Here is a 26,144-nt window from a genome sequence, read left to right as displayed (position 1 = left end):
TCCGCGGAAGCCCGCCGCAGTGGACGCGTCTCGCGCCGGCGAACGCCGACACCTCACGAGAGGACGAACCATGCAGAGGATTACCGATCGCCTCGTCTCCTGGGCGAGCATTCTCGACGACAACGCGCGCGAGCAGGCCCTCACGGCCTCCCGCATGCCGTTTGTCTTCCCCCACCTGGCGTTGATGCCGGATGCGCACCTGGGCCTCGGCGCGACCGTCGGCTCCGTCATCCCGACCGACGGCGCGATCATCCCCGCGGCGGTCGGTGTTGACATCGGCTGCGGCATGATCGCGGTGCGGACCACCTTCACCCGGGACGATCTCGCCGGCCACGATCTGTCTGAGCTGCGGCAGCAGATCGAGCGAGCGGTCCCGCTGTCGGCGGGAGCGGCGAATAAGAAGATCGTCGCCACCGCGGCGCCGCGCATCGCCGACCTGGAGGCCCTCGCCGTCGAGGCCGGCTTCGACCCGGACAGCTACGCTCGGCACTGGCGCCTCCAGCTGGGAACACTCGGCAGCGGCAACCACTTCATCGAGGTGAGCGCGGACGAGACCGGCGCAGTCTGGCTGTTCCTGCACTCCGGATCGCGCGGCGTCGGCAACCGGATCGCGAGCGCGCACATCCGTATCGCCCGCGAGTACTGCGCGCGTCACTGGATCAGCCTGCCGGACCCTGATCTCGCCTACCTGGTCGAGGGGACTGCCGAGTTCGACCGCTACATCGCCGAGCTGCGCTGGGCCCAGCACTTCGCCCTGCTCAACCGCGAGGAGATGATGGACCGCGTGGTGCGGCAGCTCTCCGAGTGGCTCGGCCGCGAGGTAGACGAGGCGGAGCGGATCAACTGCCACCACAACTTCACCGAGAAGGAGCAGCACTGGGGCCGGGAGGTCTGGGTCAGCCGTAAGGGCGCAATCCAGGCGGACGCTGGGCGCCCCGGGCTCATCCCCGGGTCGATGGGGACCGCGTCGTACGTGGTGGTCGGGCGCGGGAACGCCCTGTCGCTGAACTCGTCGCCGCACGGGGCAGGACGCGAGTACTCCCGGTCGGCCGCACGGCGCACCTTCACGCACGACCAACTACGGGAGGCGATGGCCGGGATCGAGTACCGCGACACCGACGCCTTCATCGACGAGATCCCCGCGGCCTACAAGCCGATCGACCGGGTGATGGCCGACGCAGCCGACCTCGTGGAGGTCCGGCACACCCTGCGCCAGTTGGTGAATGTGAAGGGCGACTGACGTGGCGCCTCCTGCGCCCGTGGCCGGCCCGCGAGATCCGCCGATTCTCGCGAGCCGAGATAGCTCCTGCGAACCGAACGTCGGACGGGGGCGGGAGCTGGCCCCGTCGAGACCTCAGCGCAGCGTCTTGCGCGCCGAGATCTGGCCGGTGTCAAAGCCCAGCAGGTGCAGGCCGCCGTGGAATCGCGCGTGCTCGACCTTGAGGCAGCGGTCCATCACCACCGTGAGGCCCTTCGACTCGCCGTACTCCGCCGCCTCCTGGTTCCAAATGCCCAGCTGAACCCAGACGGTCGGTGCGCCGATCGCGAGCACATCGTCGATCACGGCGGGGATGTCGCTCGCCTTACGGAACACATCGACGATGTCGGGCACCACCGGCAGATCGGCGAGGCTGCGGTAGACCGGCCGCCCCAGGATCTCGGTGGCGTTCGGGTTCACGAAGTACAGCTCGTAGTCGCTCGACTGCTGGAGGTAGGTCGCGACGAAGTACGAGGAGCGCGCCGGGTTGGGCGAAGCGCCCACGATCGCGACCGTCTTCGCTCGGCGGAGGATGTCGAGGCGCTTGCGCGCGTCCGGTCCGACCCAGGTGCGCTGGGAGCGCAGCATCGTGGCCAGCGGCGAGTTCGCGGGGACGGAGCAGCTCAGCCCATTGGACAACTGGACCACGGTGTCGCCCCCACCTGTCTCGGCTCCGCTCGTCTCGATCGTGCTCATGCTCAGACCTCCACGGCCGGGGTGTGCAGGGAGGTTGTCGTGTCCTCCGGGAGTTCGGTCGGAGCATCCGGAGTTCCGTGCCGCTCGACGGCGCGCGAGAGCGCCTGGTCGAGGTCGTAGATGATGTCGTCCGCATCCTCGATGCCGACGGAGAGGCGGACGAGGCCGGGCAGGACCCCGGCGTGCAGCAATTGCTGCTCGGACAGCTGCGCGTGGGTCGTGGAGGCGGGATGGATGACCAGCGTCTTCGCGTCACCGATGTTGGCGAGGTGGCTGGCGAGGTCGACGGATTCGATAAACGTCTGGCCGACCGCACGGCCGCCCTTCACCACGAAGCTGAAGACCGACCCGGGCCCGAGGGGCAGGTATTTGCGGGCGCGGGCATGGTGCGGGTGCGCCGGCAGTCCGGCCCAGTACACCGCCTCGATCCGCGGGTCGGCGTCCAGCCACTCGGCGACGCGGCGCGCGTTGTCGACGTGCGCCTGGATCCGGTACGGCAACGTCTCGACTCCCTGCGCGAGCAGGAAGGCGGAGTGCGGCGCCAGGACCGGTCCGATGTCGCGCAGCTGCTCGGCGCGGAGGCGGGTGAGGAAGCCGTACTCGCCGAAGTTGCCGTCCCACGAGAGGTCGCCGTAGGAAGCCACCGGGTCATGCAGCAGTGGGAACTTCTCGCGTGAGTAGTGGAACCGGCCTGACTCGACCACGATGCCACCGAGGGTCGTCCCGTGCCCGCCCAAGAACTTGGTGGCCGAGTGGATGACGATGTCGGCTCCCCACTCGATCGGGCGGACGAGGTACGGGGTGGCGACCGTCGAGTCGATGATCAGCGGGATGCCCGCGGCATGAGCGACCGCGGCGAGCCCCTCGATGTCGGCGATCTCGCCGGAGGGGTTCGCGATCGTCTCGGCATACAGGACCTTGGTCGCCGACGTGATCGCTGCCGCGTAGTCGGCGGGATCGCTCGAGCGCACGAAAGTGGTCTCGACTCCAAAGCGCCGCAGCGTGACGTCGAGCTGGGTGATCGAGCCGCCGTACAGGTTCGCGGAGGAGACGACGTGATCGCCCGCTCCCACGAGTGCCGCGAAGGTGATGAACTGCGCAGAGAGGCCGGAGGCGGTGGCGACGGCGCCGAGACCGCCCTCGAGACTCGCCACCCGCTCCTCGAACGACGCGACAGTGGGGTTCGAGAGCCGCGAGTAAATGTTGCCGTACTTCTGCAGCGAGAACCGCGCGGCCGCATCGGAGGTGTCATCGAAGACGAACGCGCTCGTCTGGTAGATCGGCAGCGCCCGCGCGCCCGTCACAGCATCGGGGATGTTGCCCGCGTGGATTGCCCGCGTCTTGAAGCCGTACTCACGATCTGCCATGCGATCGACGCTAGCGGGCACCGCCGACAACGCCGAGCTGAAGCGACGCATCCCGTCACAGACGACCCTCCCTCCCCGCGCGGAGACCCTCACAGCGCGAACTGCACCGCCGCCAGCCCCATCGCGGCAATCGCCGCCCACGACACGAGGGCGACTACCAGCGCCCGCCAACCGGTCGTCAGCAGCGCCCGCACCCGCACCGCGCTGCCGAGTGCGACGAGCGCCACGGCAAGCAGCCAGGTCTGCGCGGTGTCTGCGACGGCGAGCAGCCCCGCGGGCATCGGCAGGAGTGTACGCAGGAGTACCGCCGCGAGGAACCCGACCACGAACAGCGGGACGATCGCCGGTCGCGACCCTCCCGACTCCCCGCCGCGCCGTGTGACCGCAGCCGCTACCGCGACCATCGGCGCGAGCATCACCACCCGCGTCAGCTTCACCACGACCGCCACAGCCAGCGCCGAGGCCCCGGCCACCTGGGCGGTCGCGACGACCTGGCCCACGTCGTGCACTGAGGCGCCCACCCAGTGCCCGAACTGCGCGTTCGACAGCGCGAGTGGCTCTTGCAGCGCCGGGAGCACCGCGATCGCCAGCGTGCCGCAGAGCGTCACCAGTGCGACCGGCGTCGCCTGCTCCTGCTCCTTCGCCCGCGTCGCCCCGGCCATCGCGCCGATCGCGGACGCTCCGCAGATCGAGAACCCGGCAGCCAGCAGCAGCGGCTCCCGCCCGGGCAGCCGGAGTGCCCGACCGAGCGCCCAGGTGAGCGCGAAAGTCGCCAGCACGATCCCGACCACCACGACGATTGCGCCCCAGCCGAGCGCCGCAATGTCGACCAGCGACAGCTTGAGTCCGAGCAGCACGATCCCCGCGCGCATGAGCGACCGCGACGAAAACTTCAGCCCCGGCGCCAGCACGCCGCCGAGGAGCGGCCTGGCCAACGGAACCTGCGCGACCAGGATCCCGAGCGCGACGGCCGCCGTCAGCATCGGCACCGCGGGGACGACTACGTGCGTGACCGCCGCGATGACAGCCGCGAGCATGCATGCCGCGACTCCCGGACTCAGCCGACGGATCAGACCCACGACGGCAGCCACATGTGGGCCTGCCAGAAGGCGAACGACGTCTGCTGGCCGATCCACAGCGGCAGGAAGTACGCGGTGACGGCTGCCGCCACGACCGTGAAGACGAGCACCAGCAGGATCCCCCGGGTGCGCTTCATCCGCTCCTCGCTCGGCCGCCCGATCACGATCCCGGCCGTCAGCGCGAGCGCCAGCATCATGTAGGGCTCGAAGACGACGCAGTAGAACTGGAACACCGTGCGGTCGAGGTAGAGCAGCCACGGCAGGTACCCCGCAACGATCCCCATGAGCACGAATCCCGCTCGCCACTCCCGATAGCGGGCGAGGCGATAGAGGAGGTAGACCAGCGCGAGCACGCCGGCGTACCAGATCAGCGGATTGGCGACCGACGTGATCGCCTCATCGCAGCGCGCCGCGGTGCACCCGTCGACCCCCGTGGCCTGATCGACGAAGTACATGCTGGTCGGCCGCAGCATCAGCAGCCAGGTCAGTGGGTTCGCCTCGTAGGGGTGCGAGGCACGCAGGTTGATCGAGTAGTCGTACATCATCACGTGGTAGTGCCAGAGGCTTTGCGCCCAGTCCGGGACCCATGCGAGCGCGCCGCTCCACGCGTTGCCTGGTGCCTCAGTTGCCCACTGTCGAGACCAGCCGCCGGAGGTGCGGAGCCAGCCGGTCCAGGTCGCGAGGTAGGCGGCGAGCGCGATCGGCACGACCAGGAGGAACGTCACCGGGCCCTGCTTGAGGATCGCGCCGCTTCCCCAGAACGCCACTCCCGCCCGACGCCGTTGCAGCGCATCGACCACGACCGCGTACACGCCGTACGCCGCGAGGAAGTAGATCCCCGTCCATTTCACTCCCGAGGCCAGCCCAAAGAATAGGCCCGCGACCAGCAGCCACGGCCGCCACCAGAGCACCGGACCCCAACTCGATAGCGGGCCCGCGGCGATCTTCTGCGCAAGCCGCAGTTCTGTCCAGCGCCGGTCGAGGAGGATCGCCGCGACTCCGCAGAGGGTTACGAACATCAGGATGCCGTCGAGGAGTGCGACCCGCGACATGACGATCGCGTGCCCGTCGAGGGCGAGCAGGAGCCCCGCGAGGGAGGAGAGGGCCGTCGAGCGGAAGAGGAGCCGACCGATCACGATCACGAGCGCCACCGCCAGAATCCCGACGACCGCGGTCGAGATCCGCCAGCCCACGCTGTCGTCGGCGCCGAACGCGCCCAGGCCCAGCCCGATGATCCACTTGCCGAGCGGCGGATGCACGACGAACGAGGGAGCGCCCGTGAAGGTATTCACATCGCCCGCCATGAAGCCCGAGTCCGATTTCTCCGGCCAGCCGCCCTCGAAGCCGAGGTTCCACAGTGTCCAGGCGTCCTTGACGTAGAAGGTCTCGTCAAACACGAGCGCGCGCGGAGAACCGAGGTTCCAGAGCCGCAGCACGGCGGCCAGGGCGATCACAAGCAGTGGCAACCCCCACTCGTACAGCCGGCGACGGGCGGGGGTGGCGACGAGGCGCGCGTGCAGGTCATCGAACCAGGAGCCGCGGGGGACGTCCGGAGCGGGCGTCCGCTCACGACGCTGGGCCGCGTCCGCGGGCTCGACCCAGACCGAGCGCGTCGACCCTGTCGCGTCGAGGAGCAGGTCGTCGAGGTCGCGCTGCGATCGATCCGTCACGTGGCCATGCTAACCGTGCGGATGCTCGCGCCCGGGGCGCTGCTCCCTCCGATCGCCGCGTCGAGAACCGCGTGTTCGTCACCGAGGTCAGAATCACCTGCGCGCTCTCCTCAACCGCATCTGCGCGCTCTCGACCTCGGTTGCGAACGTCGGGAGGTCCAAGGGGGACGAGTGCGCAGAGAATCGCGAGGGGAGCGGCTGGGAGACTGGCCGCATGATCATCCTCGCGGGCACGCCCATCGGAAACCTCGGCGACGCCTCCCGCAGGCTTGTGGAGGCGCTCTCCTCCGCCCGGCACATCGCCGCCGAGGATACCCGCGTGACGATCCAGCTGCTGCGGGCGCTCGGCATCCAGAACCGTCCGGCGCTCTACGCCCTGCACGACCACAACGAGCGCGAGCGCGCGGCCGAGCTCGTCGCGCTGGCCCGCGACGAGGACCTGCTTGTGCTGAGTGACGCGGGCATGCCGACGGTGTCCGATCCGGGGTACCACCTGGTCGAGGTGGCGGTGGCGGCAGGAGTGGCGGTGACCGCGCTGCCCGGGCCGTCCGCGGTGCTGATGGCGCTCGCCGTGTCCGGTCTGCCGACCGACCGGTTCAGCTTCGAGGGGTTCCTGCCGCGCAAGCACGGCGAGCGGGTCTCGACGTTCCGCGCCCTCATCGACGAGCGCCGCACGATGGTCTTCTTCGAGTCGCCCCACCGAATCGGTGACGCGCTCGCCGACCTGGTCGACGTGATGGGCCCCGAGCGGCGTGTCGTTGTCTGCCGCGAGCTCACCAAGATGTTCGAGGAGGTGCGCCGGGGCACAGCCGCCGAGCTCGCCGAGTGGGCGGCCGGCGGGCTCCGCGGTGAGATCTGCCTCGTGGTCGAGGGAGCGCCCGTACGGGAGGCCTCGTTGGAGGACGCGCTCTCGGACGTGCTCGCCCGGGTGGCCGCGGGCTCGCGGTTGAAGGAGGCGTCGGCCGAGGTCGCCGAGGTCACCGGTCTTTCGCGCCGTGTGCTCTACGAGGCCGCGCTTGCTTCGCGCCGCTAGGGTTCGTCCCTCCCCAGATGCGATCTGTGCGCGTTCTCCCCAGGCGTCGTCACACGGGAGGACGCGACCTGCGCGATGAATAGGATGGTCGCCATGTCCGACGGCGCCTCCTTCTATCTCACGACACCGATCTTCTACGTGAACGACGTCCCGCACATCGGGCACGCCTACACCGAGGTCGCCGCCGACGTGCTCACCCGCTGGCACCGGCAGGCGGGCGACGACACCTGGCTGCTGACCGGTACCGACGAGCACGGGCAGAAGATCCTCCGCACCGCCACGGCCAACGGCACGACCCCTAAGGCGTGGGCCGACCGCCTCGTCGCGACCGCCTGGCAACCGCTGCTCGAGACCATCGACATCGCCAATGACGACTTCATTCGCACGACCGATGCGCGGCACGAGGTCAACGTCCAGAAGTTCCTGCAGAAGCTGTACGACGCGGGCGCGATCTACACCGGTGAGTACGAGGGCTACTACTGCGTGGGTTGTGAGGAGTACAAGCAGCTCTCGGACCTCGAGGAGGGCACAGGCGACGACGCCGGGCAGTACGTCTGCCGGATCCACTCGAAGCCGGTCGAGCTGCTCAAAGAAAAGAACTATTTCTTCACGATGAGCGAGTACACCGAGCGCTTGCTCGCCCTGTACGAGGAGCGCCCCGACTTCATCCAACCCGAGTCTGCCCGCAACGAGGTCATCAGCTTCGTGCGCCAGGGGCTCGCCGATCTCTCGATCTCGCGGTCCAGCTTCGACTGGGGAGTGAAGGTGCCGTGGGATGACTCCCACGTCGTCTACGTCTGGTTCGACGCGCTGCTCAACTACATCACCGCCGTCGGCTACGGCCAGGACGAGGCCGAGTTCGAGCGCCGCTGGCCCGCGACGCACATTGTCGGCAAAGACATTCTCCGCTTCCACGCGGTGATCTGGCCCGCGATGTTGATGGCCGCCGGACTCGAGGTGCCCAAGCAGGTCTTCGGCCACGGCTGGCTCCTCGTCGGCGGCGAAAAGATGTCCAAGTCCAAGCTCACCGGCATCGCGCCCGAGCAGATCACCGATACCTTCGGCTCCGACGCATTCCGCTACTACTTCCTCCGCGCCATTACTTTCGGCCAGGACGGCTCGTTCTCGTGGGAGGACCTGTCGGCCCGCTACCAGGCCGAGCTCGCGAACGGCTTCGGCAACCTCGCCTCCCGCGTCATCGCGATGCTGCACCGCTACTACGAGGGGGTCGTCCCCGAGCCGGGAGCGCTGACCGAGGCGGAGGAGCGGGTGCAGCGCACTGTCGCCGAGGCCGCCGCGTCCGCCGACCGCTCGATCGAGGCGCTCGCGATCCACGACGCGATCACCGCCGTGTGGAGCATCGTCGAGGAACTCAACGGCTACATCACCGAGCAGGAGCCGTGGGCCCTCGCCAAGAACGGCGACCGCGAGCGGCTGGGCACCGTCCTGTACACGGCGGCGGAGGGGCTGCGCGCCCTGGCGGCGCTGCTCTCGCCGGTCGTGCCCCGGGCGACGGCCACGCTGTGGGAGGCACTAGGCGTCACGGAGTCGCTGGGCGCGCTGACCGCGCAGCCGTTGCGGGAGGCGGGCCGGTGGGGCATCCTGCCCGTCGGCACGACCGTGGGCACCCTCGCCCCCCTCTTCCCGCGTATCGAGGCGCCCGCCTCCTGACGTGCGGCCTCATCAGTTGCCTGTCGAATGGGCGGGTTATCTATCAGCAGGGAGCGTCCTACAGTGTATATAACACGATTGCGGCTCAAGAACTGGCGTAATTTTCGAGCGGTTGACATTTCACTGCGAGAAGTCGCTTACATAATCGGCCCAAATGCATCTGGTAAATCAAATCTCCTCGACTCCCTTCGTTTTCTCAAAGATGTGGCGAAGGCAGACGGAGGTGGTGTCCAGCGCGCTCTGTCGACTCGTGGCGGCGTCTCCCGAGTCAGGTGTTTGCATGCGCGGAAGGATCCTGAAGTGAGGATCGAGATCGAAGTGGCTTATGAGCTGGACCAGACCGCCCCAACCTGGGTTTACATCTTGGGACTGCGGAATGAAGGCAAAGGTGCCCACCGTAGTCTCATCTCGTCAGAAATTGTAAAAAAAGATGGACGGACGATCGTCAGCAGACCCGATGACGACGATAGCCGTGACCCAGCTCGCCTGACACAGACGAGTCTTGAGCAGATTCAGGCGAATGGACGTTTCCGGGAACTTGCTGAGTTCCTTGCAGATATCTCTTTCGTTCATCTCGTTCCTCAGCTACTGAAGTATTCAGACCAGATCGGGGGAAATCGGATCGAGGACGACCCTTTTGGTCAAGGGTTTCTCGAACGCGTTGCGCGAGAAACTGCTCGGACTCGAAACTCAAGGCTGAAGCGAATCGAAGGTGCCCTCAAGATAGCCGTACCTCAATTCTCTGACCTGCGATTTAATCAAGACTTGGTGACCGGGCGCCCTCATTTAGAAGCAAGATATGAGCACTACCGTCCCAATGCCGGCTGGCAGCGGGAAGATTCGTTCTCGGATGGCACGCTCCGTTTGATCGCGCTGCTATGGTCGCTGCAAGCCGGCGATTCGGTGCTGCTCATGGAGGAGCCCGAGCTGAGCCTTAATGATTCGATCGTTCGTGAAATACCCGTCCTACTCAGTCGAGTCCGTCCATCCAAGCGGCGACAAAGGCAAATCTTCGTGACAACGCATAGCGAAGCGCTGCTGGCGAACGAGGGAATTGACTCTCGTCATGTTGTATTACTCGAAGTTGAGGCCGAAGGGACCACCGCCAGGCTCGCGAACGAGGCGGAGCAGGTGCAATTGGATGCTGGCTTTTCGCCGGCAGAGGTTTTGCTGTCGAAGGCAAAAGCGCCGCTCGTAGGCATAGTGCCATTGTGGGCGGACTAGATTTATGATCTCCGCAATCGGTGGCGCGGAGGATAAGGCGGGCGAGGTTCTATTACGGCGCCTTGTTCTCGCTTACGCTCCTGGGCTGTCGCTGGACAATGTTATTGTCACCGGCGGATCGGGGAAATTGCAGCCGAAGATAGGGAACTTCGCGAAGGTTTCGCAACGTATGCCGGTCATCGTCTTCACGGATCTCGATAGGAAGCATTGCGCTCCTGGCCTTATTGCCGACTGGAGAAAGGGAGTCACGTTCGATACTCCTAATCTCGTTATTCGGGTCGCTGTCCAAGAGGCGGAGACGTGGATGATTGCCGACGCCGAGGGTGTCTCGTCCCTTCTTGGTCGTCCGAGTCTGGCCGTTCCAGCTCAAGTTGATGACATTAATGATCCAAAGGAGTGGTTGCTACGTGCTGGTACGCATTCCGCCCGTTCCTTTAGGCAGCGTTTTACTCGGGTGGAACGAAATCGGCTGCTACAGGGAGTCGAATACAACTCGATCTTGGAGTCATTTGTTCTTGAGGATTGGAACCCAGAGGCGGCGCGTGAACGGTCCGAAAGTTTGGACCGGGCGGTAAAGGCTATACGGACCTTAAATGCGCGGCTGGGAGGACCTCCGCCCCGCTCAGGCCCCTCCCGGTACCCTGGAGAGCATGACTGACAGCCAGCCCGTCCGTGCCCGCGAGGCCGCCTCCGCCCGCGACCTGACGTACCCGCCGCTGCCCGAGGCCCTCGTCGTACCCATCTACGACAACCACACCCACCTCGAGATCGTCCCCACCCGCACTGCCGCAACGCCCCACGGCAGCTCCGGGGAACCGGCGGGCGGGACCCCAGCCGGCCTCGAGCCCCTCGACTACCGCGAGCAGCTCGACCGCGCGTCCACCGTCGGAGTTCGCGGTGTCGTCCAGGTCGGCACCGATGTCGAGACCAGCCGCTGGTCGGCCGAGATGGCCGCGTCCGAACCGCGGATGCTCGCTGCCGTCGCCATCCACCCGAATGAGGCCCCCGAGCTGGACCAGCGTGGCGAGCTCGACGCCGCGCTCGCGGTCATCGCGGAGCTCGCCGAACAGCCCCGGGTGCGCGCGATCGGCGAGACCGGTCTCGACTTCTTCCGCACCGGCGAGAGCGGACGCGCCGCCCAGTTCCGCTCGTTTGAGGAGCACATCCGCCTCGCGAAGGAGCTCGACCTCGCGCTGCAAATCCACGACCGCGACGCCCACCGCGAAGTCATCGACACTCTCCGCCGCGTCGGCGCCCCGGAGCGCACCGTCTTCCACTGCTTTTCTGGTGACGCCGAAATGGCGCGGATGTGTACCGACGAAGGCTGGTACCTCTCCTTCTCCGGCACCGTCACGTTCACGAACGCTCAGCCGCTGCGGGACGCACTCGTCGCCACGCCGCGTCACCTGATCCTGGTCGAGACCGACGCGCCCTACCTCACTCCGACGCCGTTCCGCGGCCGGCCGAACGCGCCGTATCTCATCCCGCACACGCTCCGGTCGATGGCCGCCACCCTCGAGACCGACGTCGGGCACCTCGCCGCGACGATCGCCTCTAATACTGAGGCCGTCTACGGCGAGTGGGGCGGCGAGGTCGGCTCCGAGCTGACGGAGCCGGTCGGACCCCTGGCATGACCGGCCGTCACGCTGCCGAGCCTCGCGTCGGGAGCGTCCCGCGCCTGCTCGGCCCCGCCGAGATCCGCGACCTCGCCGCGCTTCTCGACGTCACTCCGACCAAGAAGCTCGGGCAGAACTTCGTGCACGATGCCAACACCGTCCGCCGCATCGTTCGGCTCGCGCGCGTGCAGCCGGGCGAGGCGGTCGTCGAGATCGGCCCCGGCCTCGGCTCGCTGACGCTCGGCCTGCTCGAGGCGGGCGCGCAGGTCGTGGCCGTCGAGATTGACGGGCGTCTCGCCGAGCAGCTTCCGCGCACGGTGGAACTGATGGCGCCGGGAGCCGACCTCGCCGTCCTGCACGCCGACGCGATGAAGGTTCTCGAAGTGCCGGGCGAGCCCGTGCGGCTTGTCGCCAACCTCCCGTACAACATCTCGGTGCCGGTGCTGCTGCACTTCCTCGAGCATTTCGCGAGCATTCGCTCCGGAGTGGTGATGGTGCAGTCCGAGGTCGGACTCCGGCTCGCGGCCACTCCGGGCTCGAAGGTCTACGGGGGGCCGAGCGTGAAGGCCGCGTGGTTCGGCTCCTGGTCCACCGGCGGGACGGTCTCGCGGCAGGTCTTCTGGCCGGTTCCCAACGTCGACAGCATGCTGGTGGCGTTCGAGCGTCGGGAGGAGCCGGGCGACGAGATGCTGCGCCGGGCGGTGTTCGCGGTGGTCGACGCCGCGTTCGCTCAGCGGAGGAAGATGCTCCGACAGTCTCTCGCCGCGCTCTTCGGCGACAGCACCGCTGCGATCGCCGCGCTCGAATCGACCGGAGTCCCGCAGACCGCCCGTGGCGAGGAGCTCGACGTCGCCGCGTTCGTGCGCCTCGGGCGCGCGCTCGATCCTGCCCGCGTACCGGTACGGGGTGGGGCGGTGCCCGACGGGGCTGGGACGGCGCCCGATGAGTTCGCCGCGGAGACCGGTGAACCTGCCGCAGAGCCCGACGGGCCTGTGGCGGAGACCAACGGGACCGTCGAAGACGATGCGGAGCACGACGCAGAGGCGTTCTCGGACGCGGACGAGGGTGCCTCCGCCACCCTGTAGCGTGGAATGCATGGCCCCTCCCGAGATGTCGACTCGGGTCCACGCGCGAGCGCCCGGCAAGATCAACGTGTTCCTCAAAGTCGGCGCCGTCCGTGAGGACGGCTACCATGAGCTCGCCACGGCCTTCCAGTCCCTCTCGCTCTACGAGGACGTCTTCGCCACCGCCGCCTCCGATTTCTCCGTCGCCTTCTCGGGGACCGTCGACACGAGTGGTCTCGCTCGTGATGGCTCGAACCTTGCGATCAAGGCAGCCCGCGCGCTGGCCCGAGCGACCGGCTACCGCGGCGGGGTACACCTCGAGATCGAGAAGAACGTTCCCATCGCGGGTGGCATGGGCGGCGGATCGGCCGATGCCGCGGCGACGCTCCTCGCGTGCGACGCGCTCTGGGGTACGACCTGCACTCGCGAGCAGCTGCTCAGCATCGCCGCGAGCCTTGGCGCCGACGTGCCCTTCTCCTTTACCGGAGGCACTGCAATCGGAGTCGGCCGGGGTGATGAGCTGAGCCCGGCGCTGGCGAAGGGCCGGTTCGAGTGGGTCCTCGTGCTCTCCGACGAGGGCCTCTCGACCCCCGAGGTGTACAGCGAGCTTGACCGCCACCGTGAGCGGCACCTGCACGACTTCCGCCCCATCGCGGCGACGCCGACGATCGACCCGAACGTGCTCCAGGCATTGCGTGCAGGAGATCCGGCGATGCTCGCCGACGCGATGTACAACGATCTGCAGGCACCGGCCCTGCACTTGCAGCCTGGGCTCGCGCGGATTCTTGAGGTCGGCGAGGGGCGGGGAGCCCTGGGTGGCCTCGTTTCCGGCTCCGGCCCGACCGTGGCGTTCCTCGCTCCGGACGCCGACGCCGCGCTCGACCTGCAGCGTGAGCTGAGTGCGGCACGGCTCCGTGCGATCCGGGTGTCGGGCCCGGTGCACGGCGCTCGACTGCTCTCGACATAGCGGCTCGCGTCGTCGTCGACCTGTCCGCTCCCGTGCGACGTGCACGCTCACAGGCGCCTGCGTTCGTGGGACGGCGAGCGCCACCCCGTGGGAAGACTCGACCTCGTGGCTTAGAGTTCCGCTCATGCCCCCGAGAAGAGTCGTCCTCCTCGCGATCCTGTCGGGAATCGTGGCCGCCGCCGTCTCCTTGGCGTTCGCCGAGGTCGTAGCGGTCTTCACCGGCGCCAGTGGCAGTCCGCTGTTCGCCGTCGGCAGCTTCGTGATCGATATCGTGCCACCCGGGGTGAAGGATGCGGTCATCGCCCTGTTCGGCACCGGCGACAAGGTCGTGCTCCTCGTCTCGATTGCCATCGCGATCGCCGTCCTCGCGGCAGGTGCGGGGTTGCTCGAGTACCGTCGGCCGCCCTTCGGAGTCCTGTTGCTCGCCGTCGTCGCCGGTCTGGGTGTGCTCGCCTCGGTCAGCCGAGAGGGTGCTTCCTGGGTCGATGCAGCGCCCAGCGTCGTCGGCATGGTGGCCGGAGCCGGTGTGCTGCGTTCCGCCTCCGTCCGTCTGCGCGGGTGGCAACAGAGCCAGGAGAGTGCCGCCACGGGTCGCCGCTCGTTCCTGCGCTTCGTCGGCGTCGCCGGAGTCGCCGCCCTCGCCATCGGGACCGGCGCCCGCATCATTACCTCTGCCTCCGCCGCCGTGACCGCCGTGCGTCGGGCCGTGGCACTTCCGGTGCCCGCCAGCACGGCGCCTGCCCTCCCGGCCGGCGCCGTGCTCGATGAGATCGAGGGCATCAGCTCCTTCGTCACCCCCAACGCCCGGTTCTATCGGATCGACACCGCGCTGTCGGTCCCTTCGGTGGAGCCGGCCGACTGGTCGCTCCGTATCACTGGCATGGTCGAGGAGGAGATCGAGATCACCTGGGACGAGCTGCTGGCCCTTCCGCTGGAGGAGCACCTCGTCACCCTGTCCTGCGTGTCGAACGCGGTCGGCGGCGACCTGATCGGCACGGCGCTGTGGCTCGGCTACCCCCTCCGCGAGCTGCTGGCGCGGGCGCGGCCGACGGCGGGAGCCGACATGGTTCTCTCGCGGAGCGTGGACGGCTTCACCGCCTCCAGTCCTCTCGATGTGCTGCAGGACCCGAACCGCGCCAGCCTCCTCGCCGTCGGGATGAACGGCGAACCGCTTCCCGTCGAGCACGGTTTCCCTGTGCGGATGGTGGTCCCGGGTCTCTACGGCTACGTGTCTGCGACGAAGTGGGTCGTCGAGTTGAAGGTCACGACCTTCGCAGCGGATCTCGCCTACTGGTCGACCCGCGGCTGGACCGAGCGCGGTCCTATCAAGATCGAGTCCCGGATCGACGTGCCCCGGCAGGGCCAGCCGATCGAGGCGGGCACGATCGCGATCGCCGGAGTCGCGTGGGCGCCGCACACGGGCATCGCCAAGGTCGAGGTGCAGATCGACGACGGGGCGTGGCAGGAGGCGCGACTCGCCGAGGCGGTCACGGCCGACACCTGGATCCAGTGGGTGCACGAGTGGGACGCTGCTCCGGGCACTCATGTCGTCACCGTCAGGGCGACAGGCGCCGACGGCACGGTGCAGACCACCGTCGAGCGTCCGCCGGCTCCGGACGGCGCGACGGGCCTGCACCAGCGCTCGGTCTCGGTCACGAAACCGGCCCCTACGCGCTAGCTGCCGCCGCGAAAGTCCACAAGTTGTCGCACTCGACGCCGAGTGCGACAACTTGTGGACTTTCGCGGGCGGGCGGCACGCACAGAGCGGCACAGCGCGCGCGGCACGCGTGCCGGCGGCACAGCGGCGGGTCACGCCAGCGCCAGCGCCTACGCTGGATCTCTATGGCACATCTGCTCGGCGCTGAGGCGCTGCGACTCGAGTACCCCACGCGCGTGATTTTCGACGACGTCTCCCTGGGGATCGAGGAGGGCGACCGCATTGGGATCGTCGGCCGCAACGGCGACGGCAAGTCGACCCTCCTGCGCCTGCTCGCGCAGCGCATCGAGCCCGACTCTGGCCGTGTCACCCACCGCCGTGGCGTCACGCTCGGGATGCTCGACCAGGCCGACACCGTCGATGAGGACCTCACCGTCGCCCAGGCCGTCGTCGGCGGGTTGCAGGAGCACGAGTGGGCCGGCGACGCGCGCACCCGCGACGTGATCGCCGGACTCCTCCGCGACGTCCCCTGGGACGGCGTGATCGGCTCTCTCTCGGGCGGTCAGCGCCGCCGCGTCGCCCTCGCCAAGCTGCTCGTCGGCGACTGGGACGTCGTCTTCCTCGATGAGCCCACCAACCACCTCGATGTCGAGGGGATCGCCTGGCTCGCCGAGCACCTCAAGCGCCGCTGGGCCGCGTCCTCCGGTGGGCTCGCCGTCGTCACTCACGACCGGTGGTTCCTCGACGAGATCTGCACCGCCACCTGGGAGGTGCACGATCGGATCGTCGAGCCCTTCGAGGGCGGCTACGCGGCCTACATCCTCCAGCGCGTCGAGCGCGACCGGATGGCCTCCACGATGGAGGCCAAGCGTCAGAACCTGATGAAGAAGGAGCTCGCGTGGCTGCGCCGCGGTGCCCCCGCTCGCACCGCCAAGCCCAAGTTCCGGATCGACGCCGCGAACCAGCTGATCGAGGACGAGCCTCCAGTGCGCGATTCGGTCTCGCTCTCGCAGCTTGCCGTCTCGCGCCTGGGCAAGGATGTCGTGGACCTGCTCGACGTGACCGTCCGCTACGGCGAGCGGACGGTCCTCAACGGGATCGAGTGGCGGATCGCGCCCGGCGAGCGCACCGGCATCCTCGGCGTCAACGGTGCCGGCAAGTCGACCCTCCTGGGCCTCGTGGCGGGTAGCGTGCAGCCGACCAGCGGGCGCGTGAAGCGCGGCACCACCGTGCGCGTCGCGATCCTTGACCAGCAGTTGCGCGAGCTGACTGAGGTGCAGCACCAGCCTGTGCGCGAGATCATCGCCGAACAGCGCACCAGCTACTCGATCGGCGGCAAGGAGATGACGCCGGGCCAGCTTCTGGAGCGGCTCGGGTTCTCCAGCGCCCAGCTGTCCACCCCGGTGAAGGACCTTTCGGGCGGCCAGCGCCGGCGGCTCCAGTTGCTGCTGATCCTGCTGAGCGAGCCGAACGTGCTGATCCTCGATGAGCCAACCAACGACCTCGACACCGACATGCTCGCCGCGATCGAGGACCTACTCGACTCCTGGCCCGGCACTTTGCTCGTCGTCTCGCACGACCGCTACCTCCTGGAGCGAGTCACCGACCAGCAGTACGCCGTGATGGACGGCGCCTTCCGGCACCTGCCCGGAGGCGTCGAGCAGTACCTCGACCTGCGTCGCGCTCTCGAGAAGGGGGCGCCGGCCGCGGCCACCTCCGTGCCTTCCTCGAGCGGGCTTGCCGGCGCAGAGCGCCGCTCCGCCGAGAAGGAGGTGTCGGCGATCGACCGGCGCCTGGCCAAACTCACGCAGCTCATTGCCGCTGTGCACGAGAAGATGGCGACGCACGACCAGGACGACTACGACGGCATCCTCGCCCTGAACGAGACGCTCCGTGCTCACGAGGACGAGACCGCTGAACTCGAACTCCGCTGGCTCGAGCTCTCGGAGCAGCTCGAACTCTGACACACCGTAAGCGGACGCGGGTGGTCCACCGCCATCGTGCCGCGTCCTTGCTGACGTTGCGTCGTACTGCCGCAGTCTCGCTCAGCCGAAATCGAGCGACAGCTTGCGGAGGAGCTGCGCCAGCCGCTCCTGCTGCGCGTGAGTGAGCGCGCTGAGCAACTCCTGCTCCGCATCCACGAGGCGGGTGATCGCGGCGTCCACGCGGGCAACGCCCGACGGAGTCATCTGCACCAGCACGCCGCGGCCGTCGTTGGGATCGTCGAGGCGATCAACCAACTGGCGCTCGACCAGGCGGTCGATCCGGTTGGTCATGGTGCCGCTGGTGACCATCGTGGCCTGGAGAAGCTGCTTCGGGCTCATCCGGTAGGGCGCGCCGGCGCGGCGGAGGGCCGAGAGCACGTCGAACTCCCACGTTTCGAGTTCGGAGCGCCCGAAGGCACTGCCGCGCGCGCGCTCGAGCTGCTTGGCCAGCCGGCGCATCCGCGAGAACACCTGCAGGGGAGTGAAGTCGAGATCGGGCCGCTCGCGCACCCATGCGTCGACGATTCCGTCGACCTCGTCATTCGCACTCACCCGTCCATTGTGGCGGCTGAGCGGCTCGCGAGGTGCCGGGAGCCGGACGAGATCGGCCGCCGCGGCGGGGGATCTCGACCGATCGGAGGCATGTCGCGACATTTCGCGGAGGCGCCGAGTGAGGGGGTGGGGCGCGGGGATGGCAGGATGGACGGCGCGTGAGAGCGCGGTCCGCCATGGTGTAACGGCAGCACGGCAGCCTTTGGAGCTGTCCGGTCCAGGTTCGAATCCTGGTGGCGGAGCGGCACCCCACGGTGCGCACACGGAGGAGAACGCGAAGAACATGGCAGACAGCACGCTTGCCGTCGTGATCCTGGCCGCGGGCCAGGGCACCCGCATGAAGTCCCGCACCCCGAAGGTGCTGCACCGCCTGGCCGGGCGACCGCTGCTCGGGCACGTGCTCGACACGGCTGCCTCGCTCGACGCCGCGCACGTCGTCACGGTGGTGCGCCACGAGCGGGAGCGGGTGGCGGAGGCGGTGCTCGAGCACACGCCGACGGCACTCGTCGTTGACCAGGACGAGGTCCCTGGCACCGGCCGCGCGGTCGAGCTCGGCCTCGCCGCCCTGCCCGCGTCGTTCGCGGGGACGGTCGTGGTGCTCAGCGCCGACGTGCCGTTGCTTGACGCTCCGACCCTCCGCCGCCTCGTTGACGAGCACCTCGCTGCGGCGAACGCGCTGACGATGCTCTCCTGCGTGCTCGAGGACCCGACCGGTTTCGGCCGGATCGTCCGCGGCGGCGACGGCGCCTTTGCCTCGATTGTCGAGCAGAAGGATGCGAGCGCCGACCAGCTCACCCTCACCGAGATCAACGCGGGCGTCTACGCCTTCGACGCCGCCGCGCTCCGCTCGGTGATCGGCGCGATCGGCACCGAGAACTCTCAGCGCGAGAAGTACCTGACCGATGCCGCCGCCGCGCTCAAGGCCGTCGGCCGCGCCATCGAGGCGGTTCCCGTGCAGGACCGCTGGCTCGTCGCCGGGATCAACGACCGCGCGCAGCTCGCCGACGCTGCGCTCGAGCTCAACGCGCGCATCGTGCGCCGCTGGCAGCTGGAGGGCGTCACGATCCAGGATCCGGCGACCACCTGGATCGACGTCGATGCCGTCCTCGCGCCGGATGTCGAGATCCTCCCCGGCACTCAGATCAAGGGACCGACCGTCATCGCCGCCGGCGCGGTCATCGGCCCCGACACCACTCTCGACTCCTGCGAGGTCGGCGAGGACGCCGTCGTCAAGCGCTCCGACGCGACGCTCGCCGTCATCGGCGCGCAGGCCCAGGTCGGTCCGTTCTCGTTCCTCCGCCCGGGCACCGTTCTTGGCGACCGCGGCAAGATCGGCACCTACGTCGAGACCAAGAACGCGACGATCGGCGCGGGATCGAAGGTCCCGCACCTCTCCTATGTCGGCGACGCGGTGATCGGCGAGGAGTCGAATATCGGCGCCGGCTCGATCTTCGCGAATTACGACGGAGTGACGAAGGCGTCCTCCGTCGTCGGCTCCCACGTGCGCGCCGGGTCGCACACCGTCTTCGTCGCCCCCGTTAGAATCGGGGACGGAGCGTACACGGGCGCTGGCACGGTCGTCCGTAAGGACATCCCTGCCGGGGCTCTCGGGATCACCGTCGCTCCGCAGCGCAACATGGCCGGGTGGGTGCAGACCCATCGTCCGGGCACCGCAGCGGCCGTCGCAGCCGAGGCCGCCCCGACGTCGGACCCCGCAGGGTCCGACCAGTCGCCCACCGGAGGAAGCGGAGCACAGTGACCGGCATCACCGCCAGCAACACCAAGAGCTTGGTCCTCGTCTCGGGGAGGGCGCACCCGGCACTGGCGGAGGCGGTCGCCGACGAGCTCGGGACCGAACTCGTCACCACCGAGGGACGCACGTTCGCCAACGGCGAGCTGTACGTCCGCTACGGCGAGTCGGTGCGTGGAGGCGACGTGTTCGTCCTCCAGTCGCATACCTCGCCGATCAACGAGTGGCTGATGGAGCAGCTGATCATGGTCGATGCGCTCAAGCGCGCCTCCGCCAAGCGGATCACCGTGGTCGCCCCCTTTTACCCCTATGCGCGGCAGGACAAGAAGGGCCGCGGGCGCGAGCCGATCTCGGCCCGCCTTGTCGCCGACCTGTTCAAGGCCGCGGGCGCCGATCGCATCATGTCGGTAGATCTGCATGCCGCGCAGATCCAGGGCTTTTTCGACGGCCCCGTCGACCACCTGTTTGCGATGCCCGTCCTGCTCGAGCACTTTCGCGAGAAGCTCGACCCCGCGACCCTCACCGTCGTCTCGCCCGATATGGGGCGCGTTCGCGTCGCCGATATCTGGAGTGACAAACTCGGGGTGCCGCTCGCGATCATCCACAAGCGCCGCGACCCAAAGGTCGCAAACCAGGTCTCGGTGCACGAGATCGTCGGAGAGGTGCAGGGCCGAGTGTGCCTGCTGGTCGATGACCTCATCGACACCGGTCGCACCATTGCGAAGGCCGCGGAGGCGCTGAAGAAGGCCGGCGCGATCGGCGTCGTCGTCGCGGCGACGCACGCGGTGTTCTCGGAGCCGGCGGTCGAGCTGCTGAGTTCGGAATTCATCGACTCGGTCGTCGTCACCGACACGCTGCCGCTGCCGGAGGACAAGAAGTGGGACCGCCTGACGGTTCTGCCGATCGCTCCGCTGCTGGCTCGCGCCATCCACGAGGTCTTCGACGACGGGTCTGTCACCTCGATGTTCGACGGCGACGCGTAAGCAGGTCGTCTGGACACCGTTGAACGCGCGCGCAGGTATGACCACCGTCAGTTTCCCATCTGTATATGGCTGACCGGCGGCCGATCTTCTCGGAAGCTGGCGAGCATGTCGACACCTACTCCCGAGCGCGATTGGGCGACGTACGCCCGCGAACTCGGCATCACTATGCACCGTGCCCGCATCGCCCTGGGCGCCAGCCAGGAGCAGATTGCCCACGCAGCGGGGCTGGCGAGCTACACGTACCAGAAGTTTGAGAAGGGCGAATCGAAGCCGGGCTCGCCCGCGAACCCGACGTTGCAGACTCTGTTCGCGCTCTGCGAGGCGCTCAAGGTGAACGTGATGGACCTCCTCCCGCCCGATCCACCGCGTACCTCACGGGCCCTGGAGTAGCCGCGGCACCGCGCAGACCAGCCCGGCCCCGGGCTGAGGTCGAGGTCAGGATCCGCCTCGTCATACCCACGCTCCGGACACGCGCAACTCACGCTCGACACCGGCACGAAGGTGTTCCTCGCTGACCTGCACTCGCCCGGCAACGGCCGATAAACGAGAACACGAACGGGTTGTTGCGACAGTACTTCCCCAAGGGCACCAACCTCTCGAGATGGTTCGCCGAAGACCTCGAAGCCATCGCCCCGCGCGTAAATACAGGCCCCAGAACGTCCTCCCGTGGAAGACACCAGCCGAGGTGTTCGCTCTCTCCCAGAATCTAGTGTTGAATCGACCGGTTGAACTCGCCTCCTACACCTCCGACGAGATCGCCAAATATCTCGGCATCACGCGCTCCTTGGGACGCACCGGTGTGCGACGACAACGCGTGGGCAGAATCATTCACCGGCACACTGAAAAACGAACGCGTCAACCGGACCGTCTCTGCAACCAGAGAACGCAAAAAACACTCACTTGACGCGCCCACATCCTTATCGGTAACTAGGCCTAGCCCCCGCCGTCGGGAGGCTCCAAAACAGGGTCTTTTCCATGGAACACGCCTGGATAGGATCCCGGGATGGCGAACGAATTGCGCGACGCCCTCAGAAGTGCGGCCCTCCGGCTGACTCCGCCCAAGATCGCGAACCTATGTCCACGACTTGCGAGTTCATCAAGGACCCGGTCGAAGAGGGCACCGGCGAGCTCGAGGCTCACGCCCTGCATGGACGGCGCTATGGCGGTTGTAGAAGTGAAGCCCGGAGCTGTAACGTTATATGCCATGAATGCGTGCAAGTTGAATCGCGCGCCGCTTTCCTGGGAAGCTGGCACGGCAATTATCGCCGTGGAGGGGCTCCTCACTAATGCTGCCTCCATCTCGCTCGCCCAACCGCGACCCCAATCACGCGCGATCGACTGCACGACATCGATGTGCTCCGATGGCCGAGCTGGCCGAATTCTGATGCATGCGTCGGCAACAGTAATCATGTCGGTAAATTTTGTTTTTCGATTGATGAGCGGGAAAAAGATGTCAGCCCAGGGGGACTGGATATCCCGAGTCTTCGGAGACAGCGGCTGACCATCGGCGATCTTCGTGGCGATACTCTGGAGCGAGGCTGATAAGTGTCGCGACACGACTGCATACTTGTGTCCCTGATCACGAAGTGCGAATAGTGCTGCCGTACTCGCCTCTGAGATCACCTCATCTGTGCAATCCGCGAGAAAAGCAAACTCTCCCACCTCGCCCTCGCCCGCGCCGTTCACCGTGCACGCTGCAACGATCGTATTGCCTCGTTTGGCCACGAAAACGTCATAAGCATGTAAGAAGCCTAGCGACAGCAGATCCGCGAATCTGGGGGTCGCCCGAACAAATTTCCTTAGGCTTCCGTCGCTGATGTCCTCGAGAGACAGCCTGCGGCCGCAAGGCCTACCTGGCCTGGGCGCTAGCCGATACAAAGGGACGAGCCAGCGCCAGGGCTCCTCACCTGCGGCGATCACTTCGTGCATACGGGCTCCTTCGTGTAGTGCCTGGCTGGATGCGGTACCCGTCTCGCACGCCCTTGCGTACCGTTCCAGGCCTTGACATGCTCGCGCCCGCGCCTCCTAAGCTGCACTCCGTAGGAGTGCAAAAGCCAACGACAGTTATGGTCAGACAGCCAACATTCGCAGAAATAGCCCAGCTTGAAACGCCCCTAGACAAGGTGGACACTCGGCGTTACGCTATCCACTCAATAGCGACTCTCCGGCGAGCGATTCCCCCTGCATCGCAGCTCACCTGAGAGCCCGTGTGGCATTCAGGCGCGGGCGGAAGCGGTGTCGGCACCGAAGAAGCGGTGCGGGTGCCCAGGTCTGTTTTCAAAGGCACGGAGTAGGGGGGATATGACGAATTTGAACTGGGCTGGTAGCAAGGTAGCTCTCATCGGTGGGGCTGGTTTCATCGGGCGCGCCCTCGCAGAGCGTCTTTCTAAAACGGGCGCGTCCATCACAATTATTGATAATCTTTCCGCCAAGCCTCTTCTGCCCGTGGTCGGGGATTGCTATGAGGAATCCGCTGAGGAGCTGACTCCGGAACGACTCTCAGACGTCGATGTTGTTATTCATTTGGCCGCCGATAAAAGTGTTCCTCGCTCATTTATCGACAGTCAGATAAAGCAACGAAACATTGACATGACCCGCCGCGTTTTGTGGGCCTCTGAGCGTGCGAATGTCTCGAAGTTGGTGATTACTAGCAGCTGCGAAGTATATGGTGAGGCGAGCCGTTTACCTAATCGAGAGGGAGACCCGTACCGTCCTCGGTCCCCGTATGCTGAAAGTAAAACAGAGATCGAACGATTGGTGAGTAGCCGGGCAAAAAACTCGCACGTCGATATAACGATAGCTCGGCTGTTCAATGTCTATGGTCCTGGCGAGAGGCCCGATGCTGTTATTCCGAGGGTTTGTGCTTCGATTGTCGCCGACGTGCCCTTCCCGATCGAGGGCGAGGGTACTCAGCGGCGGGACTTCTCATACATATCTACTACCGCACAACATCTACTGAATATTTCGATGCGCCCGAATCTGCGAGTGGTGAACATTGGAAGCGGAGTGTCGTCGTCAATCCGAGACCTGCTGGCGTGCCTCACCAGTAGTCGCGTGAACGTCGACGTTGAGCATGGTAGACCGAGAAAGAATGATATCAGCGAGTTCAGGGCCGATGTCTCGATGCTCAATGCGTACAGTTCTGGAGTGTCGAACGTACCGCTGAGTGTGGGGTTGACCGAGACGCTGAACTGGTGGAAGTCGATGGGTCCCCGCTTCGCCAACGAAGCACTTACTGCTGAAGAGAAGAAAGCGAGAGAATGAGCTACTCAGCACCGGTCAGGGCAAGCGTAGACATCACGTACGCGTGTGATCTTCGATGCATTCATTGCAGAACGAACACTGGAGAGATTCCCGTCCACATACGCCGCCGTATGCTCGGGACCGAGCAGCTTCAAGATACTCTTCGGCAGTTGGATGAACTTGGAACGTTTGAGATCACTCTTACAGGTGGTGAACCGACAATGCGGAAGAGCTTCTGGGACGTTATTGAGGTCGTTCCTGAGCTGAAGCACTCCATAGTCACCCTCATTACAAACGCCGCCAATCTCACACCCGAACAGCTCGATCAGATCGTTGAGCAAGGCATAAATTCGGTACGGGTAAGTGTGGATGGTACACGTGAGACGTTCTTAAAGGTTCGGCTTCTGGACGTGTTTGAACAGGTGATGACGAACGCCGCCTATCTAGCTAAGCGGGTCGATAGCTTTAAGATCCTGACAACGGCTATGACCACGAACTACGACAATCTGCTTGACCTCACGGAGTACCTCCGGCACGAAGGATTCCGTCGGCAAGACCTGATTTTAGTGCGCGCACACGGTCGAGGCGGACGAAATCGGCTTCTCCTCACCGAGGGGCAGACCATGGCTCTGCATCGTAAGGTGCGCGAGTTTCAGGAGGATGTCTCACCAGTAGAATTCGATCTGCGTCTCAACGCTCCATATCTTGTGAAAGAGAAGACGCCGTCCTACGATGATGTCGTAATGTATCCCTATCGAGTCAGGGACACTAGCATCGCCATCTCGGCAACCGGTGATGTCACGATGAGCAGGCTGTACAGTGCTGCGCCATTGGGAAACCTCAAGGACAGGCCTCTTCGCTATATTTGGGAGCAAGGACAGGAACAGCTAGAACGCGAACAGGCTGAGTACCCCGAAGACAAGCTTCGCGAGATTTTCTGGGAGTTTGCTCCGGAAGACGGCCATCGGACTGACTATGGCTTTACGTCGCTGTTAGATCGACAGATCTTCGAAGGATACGAGGTGCGATGATGACGAGCGCTACAGAAGTTTTCTCGGTCTTGATCACAAGGGCAGGTGAACTGCTGGCGGAGAAAGGCGAGGGGTGGGCAGCGGAGGACGTCCCGACAATACACACATCTCTCCGGGATCTTCATCTCGATTCGATGGAGCAGGTAGAGTTGATTTCAGATCTTGAGGAGCAATTCAAAGTCGAGATCGACGATCATCGTATGCGCGAAGCTCAGACTGTAGGCGACGTGTGTAATGCAATCGCAGGAAAGACAGAGAACTCAGACTCGGTAAGGGAGGACATCTGAGTGCTCATTCGAGCACAGAGGCATACGGAAATGGTCCCACGGGTGCGAGCGTGGGCGACTATTTGCCAAGCGAACAATCAAGATTGAAGTGTCGTGGTCCACTTCATTCGACCTCGCCATGATACGCCCGGTGGCGCGGTAGCTGCGGGTGGTGCGGAGCAGGTCGGGGCTGTGGTGGCTAACGTTTGTCTACCGGAGCGAGGAGTCCTCTTACTGACGCGAGCAACGGAGTGCGGAGCTTATCGCAACAATTCTGGGCGTAAGCGCCATGATCGACACTCGAATTGGAAAGGTAGCTAGGGGGACTCGATGAGGGCAATACCGCTCCGCCAAAGACTGAGCAGATCCGAACTGGTCCAACGCGATGAATCCGGGCTTTCGTCCTTTACAAGTTTGCAAGTTCCTTGATGAGGTCATTGGTTTGGGCGCATCATGCGTGGCTACCGTAACGCACAGCGGTGCGATCGACGCCGTCCTCGACACGAGTGCGGGTTCCCATGTTGTCGAGCTTGGGAGCAACTCTGGCAACGTGATCACCTGACACTACGGTCCGCTCGGCCACGGGCCGGAGCGTGGACGGTCCTAAGGCACAACAGTTTTGGAATGGGGGAGATCTGATGTTACCCGGCACCGGCAAGCGTCGACCTAGTCTTGTCGTCCTCTGCGTAGATGGTGGCAAAGCTGCCTGGGTTGACGAGGTGGGTCTGGGCGATTTCTCGCAACTATTTCGAGAAAAGCAAAGCTCAGATGTGTACGAGCTAGCCACCGTATTTCCGTCCTCGACTGCTCCCGCTCATGCCTCCTTTCTCACAGGGCTTGAGCCCGAGGATCACGGGATTGTGGGAAATCGGTTCTGGGAGGACGAGAGCGTCCGCGCAATTCGATCTGCTTCCCACAACCCATTGCTCAGTATTCATGCATATGAGAATCACAGCATGTATACGAGTTCCTTGCTCACTGATCTAGACGCCGCTGGCTATTCGTGGGCCGCGGTACACTTTCCCCACACCT

General features: G+C 65.9%; 21 protein-coding genes, 1 tRNA gene and 3 pseudogenes. 19 read left to right on the top strand and 6 right to left on the bottom strand.

The features are described 5' to 3' along the window. The first annotated feature begins 70 nt into the window (after positions 1-70). Positions 71-1,240 (top strand): RtcB family protein, encoded by a 1,170-nt coding sequence (locus HRF29_RS06290; protein ID WP_173246433.1) that lies wholly within the window; start codon positions 71-73, stop codon positions 1,238-1,240. Positions 1,241-1,354: 114 nt separating this feature from the next. On the opposite strand, the gene HRF29_RS06285 is transcribed toward HRF29_RS06290, so the two are convergent. The 4 genes from HRF29_RS06285 to HRF29_RS06270 form a co-directional block, all read right to left on the bottom strand. Beyond that, entirely contained in the window at positions 1,355-1,954 is a 600-nt protein-coding gene (locus HRF29_RS06285) for a CoA-binding protein (RefSeq protein WP_246226793.1), read from the bottom strand. Positions 1,955-1,956: 2 nt separating this feature from the next. Beyond that, positions 1,957-3,321, bottom strand: coding sequence for an O-acetylhomoserine aminocarboxypropyltransferase/cysteine synthase family protein (locus HRF29_RS06280; RefSeq protein WP_173246430.1), 1,365 nt, complete (start codon positions 3,319-3,321; stop codon positions 1,957-1,959). Between the two features lie 89 nt (positions 3,322-3,410). Then, on the bottom strand, positions 3,411-4,358 hold the full coding sequence (locus HRF29_RS06275) for a YeiH family protein (RefSeq protein WP_173246427.1): 948 nt from the start codon (positions 4,356-4,358) through the stop codon (positions 3,411-3,413). A 32-nt stretch (positions 4,359-4,390) separates the two neighbouring features. Further along, positions 4,391-6,070 (bottom strand): dolichyl-phosphate-mannose--protein mannosyltransferase, encoded by a 1,680-nt coding sequence (locus tag HRF29_RS06270; protein WP_343043671.1) that lies wholly within the window; start codon positions 6,068-6,070, stop codon positions 4,391-4,393. Between the two features lie 214 nt (positions 6,071-6,284). Here HRF29_RS06270 and rsmI point away from each other — a divergent pair, with 214 nt between their 5' ends. The 9 genes and pseudogenes from rsmI to HRF29_RS06225 all read left to right on the top strand — a co-directional run bounded on the left by rsmI (position 6,285) and on the right by HRF29_RS06225 (position 17,266). After that, positions 6,285-7,103: a 16S rRNA (cytidine(1402)-2'-O)-methyltransferase gene (rsmI, locus tag HRF29_RS06265; protein ID WP_173246424.1), complete on the top strand. Its 819-nt coding sequence runs from the start codon at positions 6,285-6,287 to the stop codon at positions 7,101-7,103. 93 nt (positions 7,104-7,196) lie between these two features. Continuing rightward, positions 7,197-8,774 carry a methionine--tRNA ligase gene (gene metG / locus HRF29_RS06260; RefSeq protein ID WP_173246421.1) on the top strand — a complete coding sequence of 526 codons (1,578 nt, stop codon included), beginning with the start codon at positions 7,197-7,199 and terminating at the stop codon, positions 8,772-8,774. Positions 8,775-8,801: 27 nt separating this feature from the next. Beyond that, complete coding sequence (locus HRF29_RS06255) at positions 8,802-9,998, top strand: AAA family ATPase (protein ID WP_187698294.1); 1,197 nt, start codon at positions 8,802-8,804, stop codon at positions 9,996-9,998. A 4-nt stretch (positions 9,999-10,002) separates the two neighbouring features. Continuing rightward, entirely contained in the window at positions 10,003-10,656 is a 654-nt protein-coding gene (locus tag HRF29_RS06250) for a DUF4276 family protein (protein WP_173246416.1), read from the top strand. Next, positions 10,649-11,632 (top strand): TatD family hydrolase, encoded by a 984-nt coding sequence (locus HRF29_RS06245; RefSeq protein WP_173246413.1) that lies wholly within the window; start codon positions 10,649-10,651, stop codon positions 11,630-11,632. Before HRF29_RS06250 ends, HRF29_RS06245 begins: the two co-directional genes overlap by 8 nt. After that, a pseudogene (gene rsmA / locus HRF29_RS06240) lies at positions 11,629-12,492 on the top strand (16S rRNA (adenine(1518)-N(6)/adenine(1519)-N(6))-dimethyltransferase RsmA); the annotation flags it as partial. The gene HRF29_RS06245 and the pseudogene rsmA, both read left to right, overlap by 4 nt. Before the next feature lie 217 nt (positions 12,493-12,709). Next, on the top strand, positions 12,710-13,645 hold the full coding sequence (locus HRF29_RS06235) for a 4-(cytidine 5'-diphospho)-2-C-methyl-D-erythritol kinase (RefSeq protein WP_173246407.1): 936 nt from the start codon (positions 12,710-12,712) through the stop codon (positions 13,643-13,645). A gap of 124 nt (positions 13,646-13,769) precedes the next feature. Beyond that, positions 13,770-15,323 carry a molybdopterin-dependent oxidoreductase gene (locus tag HRF29_RS06230; RefSeq protein WP_173246403.1) on the top strand — a complete coding sequence of 518 codons (1,554 nt, stop codon included), beginning with the start codon at positions 13,770-13,772 and terminating at the stop codon, positions 15,321-15,323. A 164-nt stretch (positions 15,324-15,487) separates the two neighbouring features. Next, positions 15,488-17,266 carry an ABC-F family ATP-binding cassette domain-containing protein gene (locus tag HRF29_RS06225; RefSeq protein ID WP_173246399.1) on the top strand — a complete coding sequence of 593 codons (1,779 nt, stop codon included), beginning with the start codon at positions 15,488-15,490 and terminating at the stop codon, positions 17,264-17,266. Positions 17,267-17,347: 81 nt separating this feature from the next. Here the strand turns inward: HRF29_RS06225 and HRF29_RS06220 are convergent, their stop codons facing one another. Further along, entirely contained in the window at positions 17,348-17,839 is a 492-nt protein-coding gene (locus tag HRF29_RS06220; RefSeq protein WP_343043670.1) for a MarR family winged helix-turn-helix transcriptional regulator, read from the bottom strand. Between the two features lie 170 nt (positions 17,840-18,009). Here HRF29_RS06220 and HRF29_RS06215 point away from each other — a divergent pair. The 5 genes and pseudogenes from HRF29_RS06215 to HRF29_RS06195 form a co-directional block, all read left to right on the top strand. After that, positions 18,010-18,081 (top strand) — tRNA-Gln (locus HRF29_RS06215). 41 nt (positions 18,082-18,122) lie between these two features. Then, the gene (glmU, locus tag HRF29_RS06210; protein ID WP_173246392.1) at positions 18,123-19,598 is read left to right on the top strand and encodes a bifunctional UDP-N-acetylglucosamine diphosphorylase/glucosamine-1-phosphate N-acetyltransferase GlmU; all 1,476 of its coding nucleotides are present in this window, start codon (positions 18,123-18,125) and stop codon (positions 19,596-19,598) included. Then, positions 19,595-20,572, top strand: a complete 978-nt coding sequence (locus tag HRF29_RS06205; RefSeq protein ID WP_173246388.1) for a ribose-phosphate diphosphokinase — start codon at positions 19,595-19,597, stop codon at positions 20,570-20,572. Before glmU ends, HRF29_RS06205 begins: the two co-directional genes overlap by 4 nt. Positions 20,573-20,677: 105 nt before the next feature. Next, positions 20,678-20,962, top strand: coding sequence for a helix-turn-helix domain-containing protein (locus tag HRF29_RS06200; RefSeq protein ID WP_173246385.1), 285 nt, complete (start codon positions 20,678-20,680; stop codon positions 20,960-20,962). Positions 20,963-21,034: 72 nt separating this feature from the next. Next, positions 21,035-21,263, top strand: a pseudogene (locus HRF29_RS06195) (transposase); the annotation flags it as partial. Positions 21,264-21,505: 242 nt separating this feature from the next. On the opposite strand, the gene HRF29_RS06190 reads toward HRF29_RS06195, so the two are convergent. After that, positions 21,506-22,501 carry a hypothetical protein gene (locus HRF29_RS06190; RefSeq protein WP_173246382.1) on the bottom strand — a complete coding sequence of 332 codons (996 nt, stop codon included), beginning with the start codon at positions 22,499-22,501 and terminating at the stop codon, positions 21,506-21,508. Positions 22,502-22,873: 372 nt separating this feature from the next. Here HRF29_RS06190 and HRF29_RS06185 point away from each other — a divergent pair, with 372 nt between their 5' ends. The 4 genes and pseudogenes from HRF29_RS06185 to HRF29_RS15490 form a co-directional block, all read left to right on the top strand. Beyond that, positions 22,874-23,836 (top strand): NAD-dependent epimerase/dehydratase family protein, encoded by a 963-nt coding sequence (locus HRF29_RS06185; RefSeq protein WP_173246379.1) that lies wholly within the window; start codon positions 22,874-22,876, stop codon positions 23,834-23,836. After that, positions 23,833-24,846 carry a radical SAM protein gene (locus HRF29_RS06180; RefSeq protein WP_173246376.1) on the top strand — a complete coding sequence of 338 codons (1,014 nt, stop codon included), beginning with the start codon at positions 23,833-23,835 and terminating at the stop codon, positions 24,844-24,846. Before HRF29_RS06185 ends, HRF29_RS06180 begins: the two co-directional genes overlap by 4 nt. After that, entirely contained in the window at positions 24,843-25,133 is a 291-nt protein-coding gene (locus HRF29_RS06175) for an acyl carrier protein (protein ID WP_173246373.1), read from the top strand. Before HRF29_RS06180 ends, HRF29_RS06175 begins: the two co-directional genes overlap by 4 nt. 617 nt (positions 25,134-25,750) lie before the next feature. Further along, positions 25,751-26,128: pseudogene (locus HRF29_RS15490) on the top strand (alkaline phosphatase family protein); the annotation flags it as partial. Between the last annotated feature and the right edge of the window lie 16 nt (positions 26,129-26,144).

This window comes from Rathayibacter agropyri (assembly GCF_013249015.1).
GTDB lineage: Bacteria > Actinomycetota > Actinomycetes > Actinomycetales > Microbacteriaceae > Rathayibacter > Rathayibacter agropyri.
The sequence above is the reverse complement of the archived record's forward strand: the minus strand, read 5'-3'. Positions and strand labels throughout refer to the sequence as shown.